5 protein-coding genes are annotated in these 6,216 nt (G+C 64.1%); 4 read left to right on the forward strand and 1 reads right to left on the reverse strand.

The annotated features are described in order from the left end of the window. The first annotated feature begins 10 nt into the window (after nucleotides 1–10). A complete protein-coding gene (locus H1D44_RS14180; protein ID WP_181515504.1) occupies nucleotides 11–988 on the forward strand; it encodes an NADPH:quinone reductase in 978 nt (325 codons plus the stop codon). A 73-nt stretch (nucleotides 989–1,061) separates the two neighbouring features. Here H1D44_RS14180 and H1D44_RS14185 read toward each other — a convergent pair whose 3' ends face one another. Then, the gene (locus tag H1D44_RS14185; protein WP_181515505.1) at nucleotides 1,062–1,988 is read right to left on the reverse strand and encodes an SIS domain-containing protein; all 927 of its coding nucleotides are present in this window, start codon (nucleotides 1,986–1,988) and stop codon (nucleotides 1,062–1,064) included. 288 nt (nucleotides 1,989–2,276) lie between these two features. Here H1D44_RS14185 and H1D44_RS14190 point away from each other — a divergent pair, with 288 nt between their 5' ends. The 3 genes from H1D44_RS14190 to H1D44_RS14200 are packed head-to-tail and all read left to right on the forward strand — an operon-like array spanning nucleotide 2,277 to nucleotide 6,095. Beyond that, a complete protein-coding gene (locus H1D44_RS14190) occupies nucleotides 2,277–3,071 on the forward strand; it encodes an enoyl-CoA hydratase/isomerase family protein (RefSeq protein ID WP_181515506.1) in 795 nt (264 codons plus the stop codon). Nucleotides 3,072–3,090: 19 nt separating this feature from the next. Beyond that, nucleotides 3,091–5,280, forward strand: a complete 2,190-nt coding sequence (locus tag H1D44_RS14195; RefSeq protein WP_181515507.1) for an acetate--CoA ligase family protein — start codon at nucleotides 3,091–3,093, stop codon at nucleotides 5,278–5,280. After that, nucleotides 5,277–6,095 carry an enoyl-CoA hydratase-related protein gene (locus H1D44_RS14200; protein WP_181515508.1) on the forward strand — a complete coding sequence of 273 codons (819 nt, stop codon included), beginning with the start codon at nucleotides 5,277–5,279 and terminating at the stop codon, nucleotides 6,093–6,095. The genes H1D44_RS14195 and H1D44_RS14200 overlap by 4 nt, the downstream gene beginning before the upstream one ends. Nucleotides 6,096–6,216: the final 121 nt, after the last annotated feature.

Consider the following 6,216-nt stretch of genomic DNA (forward strand, 5'->3'; position numbering starts at 1 on the left):
GGAGAGAGAGATGGCCAAGCGCATCCAGTTTGCCCGCACCGGCGGCTCCGAGGTCCTCGAGCTGGTCGACGGGACCCCGGCCGACCCGGCCCCCGGCGAGGTACGGGTGAAGAACCAGGCCGTGGGCCTGAATTTCATCGATATCTATTTTCGTACCGGGCTCTATCCCGCCCCGTCGCTGCCTTCCGGGCTGGGTACCGAGGGGGCCGGCGTGGTCGATGCTGTGGGTGAAGGCGTCGATCACCTCAGGGAGGGCGACCGGGTTGCCTATGCCCAAGGCCCGCTGGGCGCCTACGGCGAGTATCACGTGCTGCCGGCTGACAAGGCAGTCGTCCTGCCGGATGGCGTGGATTTCGAGACTGCCGCGGCCAGTATGCTCAAGGGGCTGACCGTACAGTATCTGCTGCGCCAGACGTATCCACTCAAGGGGGGCGAGACCATCCTGTGGCATGCCGCCGCCGGTGGCGTCGGCTCCATCGCCTGCCAGTGGGCTCGCGCGCTGGGCGTGAAGGTGATCGGCACCGTCAGCTCTCCCGAGAAAGCCCGGCTGGCCAAGGACAACGGCGCCTGGGAGACTATCGACTACACCCGCGAGGACGTGGTCGAGCGGGTGCGGGAGCTCACCAGCGGTGAGATGTGTGACGTGGTCTACGACTCGGTGGGCAAGGATACCTGGATCACCTCGCTGGACTGCCTCAAGCCGCGCTCGCTGATGGTCAGCTTCGGTAACGCGTCGGGAGCCGTGGAAGGCGTCAACCTCGGCATCCTCAACCAGAAGGGGTCTTTGTTCGTGACCCGCCCGAGCCTCAACGGCTATGCCGATACCCGCGAGCGACTGGAGATGATGTGTCGCGACCTCTTCGAGATGCTCGGCAGCGGCAAGGTCAAGGTCGATATCGGTCAGCGCTACGCCCTTGCCGACGCGGCCAAGGCCCAGGATGCCCTGGCCGCACGCCAGACCACCGGGTCTACCATACTGCTGCCCTGAAGCCGGCACGCATCAGGTGAAACGAAGCCCGCCTCGTGAGGCGGGCTTCTGCGTTGCTGGGCCAAGGAAACAGCTATTCGTTGCTGACGTAGGCGCCCATGGCGCGCATGCGCGACTCGAAACTTGCCACGTTGTCGACCAGGTCGTCGGGACCGAAGGCCACGCACTCGGCCAGCAATACCTCGATCAGGGTGATGGCGGACAGGATCGAAGGGAAAAAATGCGGCGTGGCGTTGGCCACGGTAAAAGTGATCGCGGCGCCGGGCACCAGCGGTGAGCGCAGGGTGTCGGTAATGACGATGGGCTTGACCCCTGCCGCACGGGCAATCTCCAGGGCGCGCATCGTCTCGGCACAATAGGGCTCGAAGCCGAAGGCGACCACGACGTCTGCTTCACCGAAGCATGCCAGCTCCGTGAGAAGTCCTCCTTCCTGGCCGCGTACCAATTGGATGTTGGGCATGGCGATGCGGCCGACGTAGGCGAAGTGATAGGCGCAGGCAAAGGTGTCACGAAAGCCGACCACGGCGATCTTCTCTGCCTCGAGCAGCATCATGGCGGCATCGCGTACCCGGGCCTGGTTATCGGCGGTGAACAGCCGCCCGATGTTGTCGAAGGCGGCGTCGCCAACGTCGAGAAACACCTGGTCGTCGGTCTGGCTGGCCAGGGTCCGCAAATTGCTGGCGCGACCCGACAGCTCCACGGGGCCGGCCTGGACGGCGGACTGAAATACCTCGCGAAACTGCTCGTAGCTATCGAAACCGAGGCGTTTGGCCAGACGCACCAGGGTCGAGGCAGTGACCCGGGCGGCGTTGGCCGACTTGCGAATCGACTGGAAGGCGATCTCTACCGGATGTTCCAGCACATAACCGGCTGCGAGCTTCAGTTGCGGACTGAGCTCGGGATAAGCGGCGGCCAGCTGCTGGTTCACGGCGTCCAGCCCCGTGGGTGGGGACGGCGCTTCATGCGGCAGCTCGGCGCTATGGGAATCATGTTCCAGCACATTGGTCTCCTCGATACGATGCGGCCCCGAAGACTGGGCAGCCAGGAGGGAGCCGACATTGTAACGCATGGCTACGGTGAAAAACGAAACAATCGTTTCCACCTTGATTCGAATTCGGCACGTCTGTGTTGACGCCGATATTGGCCTTGGCTAGGATGCTCGATAGAACGACTGTGTCGTTGCTATTGTTATAATGGTACGTTTGTTTCTGTTCGGTAAAAGTCATGCCGAACGTAATGCCAAATCCATCCCAGCGTCAGAGTGCCCCAAGACCCCATGAACGACCCCATGAACACTGCCAGTCCCGAAACCCTTCTCGTCAGCCGCCATGGTGCGATCCTGGAGATCCGCTTCAATCGGCCGCATCGCCTCAACGCGGTGATCGAGACCCTCTATACCGAGCTGCTTGCGGTCCTGGCCGAGGCGCAGGCCGACCCTGAGGTGCGTTGCGTGATCCTGACCGGAGAGGGGCGGGCCTTCTGTGTCGGTGCCGACATGAAGGAGCATGGCGGTGCCAAGCGCACCTTGTTCCAGCGTCGCCAGTACCTGCAGTTGGGTAACGACGTCTGCGAGGCGATCCTGCGCCATCCCAAGCCGGTCATTGCCGCCGTCAACGGCTATGCCCTGGGGGCCGGTGCCGAAATGGCGGTGGCATGCGACTTCATTGTCATGGCCGAGGAGGCCCAGATCGGTTTTCCCGAAACCAGTATCGGGACCTGTGTCGGCGGCGGAGTGTCGAAGCTGCTGCCGCAGTTGGTGGGGCTGAGCAAGGCGCGCCAGCTGCTCTACACCGGGCGGCGCATTAATGGCGACGAGGCTGCGCATATCGGGTTAGCGACCGCTTCTCATTCGAGTGAGCAGCTGATGGCGGAGGCTCGGCGCCTGGCCGACTCCCTGGCCAGGCAGGCACCGGTCTCGATCGCCATGCTCAAGCGGCTGGTCAACCAGGGCAGCGATACCGGGCTCGAGAGCCAACTGCAGCAGGAGCTCGATGCCGTATTCACCTGCTCCACGACTGCTGACTGGCAGGAAGGGGTAGACGCCTTCGCCGAGAAGCGACCCCCTGAATTCAAGGGCCATTGACAGACTCAAGGAGCGAGACATGAACCCGATCGAAGGACATCTGCCGATACGCAGTCCGCTGCACGACATCCTGGCGCCCACCGGCATCGCCGTGATAGGCGCCTCCAGCGACCCCACCAAGCGCGGCTACAAGGCGATGGTCGGCCTGATCAAGGACGGCTTTCGCGGCGACATCTATCCGGTCAACCCCAAGGCCGACATGATCCTGGGGGTCAAGGCCTGGCCTTCTATTGCCGAGATTCCCGGCAATCCCGAGTTGGCACTGATCTGTACGCCGGCCGCCAGCGTGCCTGGTTTGATTTCCGAGTGTGGCCGCCGGGGCATCAAGGGGGCGGTGATACTTGCCAGCGGCTTTGCCGAGATGGATGCAGAGGGCGCCGCGCTAGAGAGCGAAATGATGGCCAGGGCCAAGGCGCATGGCGTGCGCATCATCGGCCCCAACACTTCCGGTGTCTTCAACCTCCACCACCGCCTCAATCTGCTGGCGCTGGACAATGTCAGGCCGGGCGACGTGGGGATCATCTCCCAGTCGGGCAACATGCTGCTGTCGTTGGCCCTGGAGGCGCAATACAACGGCCAGGTGGGCTTCTCCACCTATGTCGGGCCGGGCAACCAGAGCGATATCGGCTTCAACGATTATCTGCGCTACCTGGGCGAGGATGAGCACACCCGGGTGGCGACGCTCTATGTGGAAGGCTTCCGCGATGGGCGCAATTTTCTCGACGTGGCGCGGGAAGTCACCGCCATGAAGCCGGTGGTGGTCTACAAGTCAGGCTCCACCGCGGCGGGCCAGAAGGCAGCCAGCTCCCACACCGGTGCCTTGGCCGGCAGCTACGCCATGACCGTGGATCTGCTCAAGCAGTCTGGGGTCAGCGTGGTGCAGCATTCCGACGAGATCCTGCCGGTGGCCGAGGGACTGGGCCTCTTGCAGAAGGCGAGGGGCAAGCGGGTGGCAGTGATCTCAGATGGTGGCGGCCAGGCGACCATCGCCTCCGACCGCCTCTCCGAGGCGGGTCTCGAGCTTGCCGAGCTCTCCGAGCAGACCCGTCAGAAGCTGCGCGAAGTGCTCTTCCCCCAGGCCTCCACGGTCAACCCGGTGGACGTGGCCGGTTCCACCGACGCCAATCCTTCGCTGCTGGCCACCTGCATGGAGATCGTCGCCGCCGACGACAACGTCGACAGCGTCTTCCTGGTGGGCATGTTCGGGGGCTACAGCATCCGCTTCGCCGAGTCGCTGCTGGGCGACGAAATGCGCGGCGCCGAGGCGATGGTCGATCTTTCCAAGGCGACCGGCAAGCCGCTGGTGGTCTACAGCCTCTATACCCCCATCAAGCCGCCGGCGCTGCGACGTCTGCACGAGGCGGGGCTGCCCATCTATGCCTCCATCGAGCATGCGGTGCGGGTGCTCTCGGCGCTGGGCGAGCGCGGCCAATACCTGGCCCAGGTGGAGCGCCAGAGCCGTGAGCGCAGCGTGACACCGTTGCCCGAGCTGAGCGCCATGTTCCAGCGTGCCCAGAGAGAGGGGCGCGACCTCTTCGAATATGAGGCCAAGCAGCTGTTGCGCGACCACGGCATCGAGGTGCCGCTCGAGCTGGTAGTGCGTAACGAGGCGGAGCTTGCCGAGGCAGCACAACGCTTCGGTGAAACGCCGCTGGCCATGAAGGTGGTTTCCAAGGACATTCTGCACAAGTCGGATGCGGGTGGGGTCAAGCTGAATGTGGTGGGGGAGGCCGCTATGCGCGAAGCCCGCCAGGCGATTCTCGCATCATGCCTCGCCTACGACGCTGGCGCCGAAATCGAAGGCGTGCTCGTCACCCCTATGGCCAAGAAGGGGGTCGAGGTGATTCTGGGCGTGATCCGCGATCCTATATTCGGCCCGGTGCTGATGTTCGGCCTGGGTGGCATCTTCGTCGAGATTCTCGAGGACGTGGCCTTCCGCTCGATTCCACTGTCGCGCCACGATGCCGAAGACATGGTGGAGCAGATCAAGGCCAGGAAGATCCTGGCCGGCGTACGCGGTGAAAAGGCAGTGGACAAGTCGGCCCTGGTCGACCTGCTGCTCAAGGTCTCGCGTATCGCCGATGCCTACCCCGAACTCAGCGAACTCGACCTCAACCCGGTCATCGTCAACAGTGACGGCTATGCCGTGGTGGATGCCCGGGTTATCGTGGACCGCGAACACGTCGCTACCAAGGAGTCCGTTGCATGAGCGAGCGCTCGACTTGCCCACCCCAACCCGTCCTCCAGGATGCGCTGCTCACCCTGGAGGGACGCGTGGCGACCCTGACCCTGGATCGTCACGACGTGCGCAATGCACTGACCGGCACGGCGCTGGCCGATGACATCGTCGCCGTGGCGGAGTGGGTCAATCGCTGTGACGAGGTCTCGGTATTGGTCATCACCGGCGCGGGCTCGGCCTTCTCCGCCGGCGGCAACGTCAAGGACATGGCCAGCCGCGGCGGCGATTTCGCCGGCGATGTGGCCGAAGTGGCAGGGCGCTACCGGCGCGGCATACAGCGTATCCCTCTGGCGCTGCAGGCCGTGGAGGTGCCGGTCATAGCCGCGGTCAACGGCCCGGCCATCGGGGCCGGCTTCGACCTGGCCAACATGGCCGATATCCGCATCGCCTCGAGCAAGGCCAAGTTCGGTGAGACCTTCCTCAATCTGGGGATTATCCCCGGCGACGGCGGCGCCTGGTTCATGCAGCGCCTGATCGGCTATCAGCGCGCCTTCGAGTTGACCCTTTCCGGTCGCATCATCGGCGCCGAGGAGGCCAAGGAGTACGGCATCGTACTCGAGGTCGCCGAGCCCGAGACGCTGATGGAGAGGGTGGGCGAACTGGCGTCCAAGATCGCCTCCCAGCCGCCCAAGGCCACGCGCCTGACCAAGCGGCTGATGAAGATGGCTCAGCGCACCGAGCTGAAGGACTTTCTCGACCTGTGTGCCGTGTTCCAGGGCATGTGCCACAACGAGCCGGAGCATCTGGAAGCGGTCAACGCCATGCTTGAGAAGATGGCAAAGTAAATCGACTTCTGTCACACGAACCCGGCCAAGGCCGGGTTTTTTCGCGTGTGCGCCAGGCATGGCGCGCAGCGCCTTACTGGCGCTGTTCCCGAGGGTGGTGCCTCGGGATGACTTGGGGGTG

The sequence above is a fragment of the Billgrantia kenyensis genome, assembly GCF_013697085.1.
Taxonomy (GTDB): Bacteria; Pseudomonadota; Gammaproteobacteria; order Pseudomonadales; family Halomonadaceae; genus Halomonas; species Halomonas kenyensis.

Excerpts from the sequence above, each read along its gene's own strand:
- H1D44_RS14180 (WP_181515504.1), top strand. The coding sequence starts at position 11 with ATGGCCAAGCGCATCCAGTTTGCCCGCACCGGCGGCTCCGAGGTCCTC.
- H1D44_RS14200 (WP_181515508.1), top strand. The coding sequence starts at position 5,277 with ATGAGCGAGCGCTCGACTTGCCCACCCCAACCCGTCCTCCAGGATGCG.
- H1D44_RS14195 (WP_181515507.1), top strand. The coding sequence starts at position 3,091 with ATGAACCCGATCGAAGGACATCTGCCGATACGCAGTCCGCTGCACGAC.
- H1D44_RS14190 (WP_181515506.1), top strand. The coding sequence starts at position 2,277 with ATGAACACTGCCAGTCCCGAAACCCTTCTCGTCAGCCGCCATGGTGCG.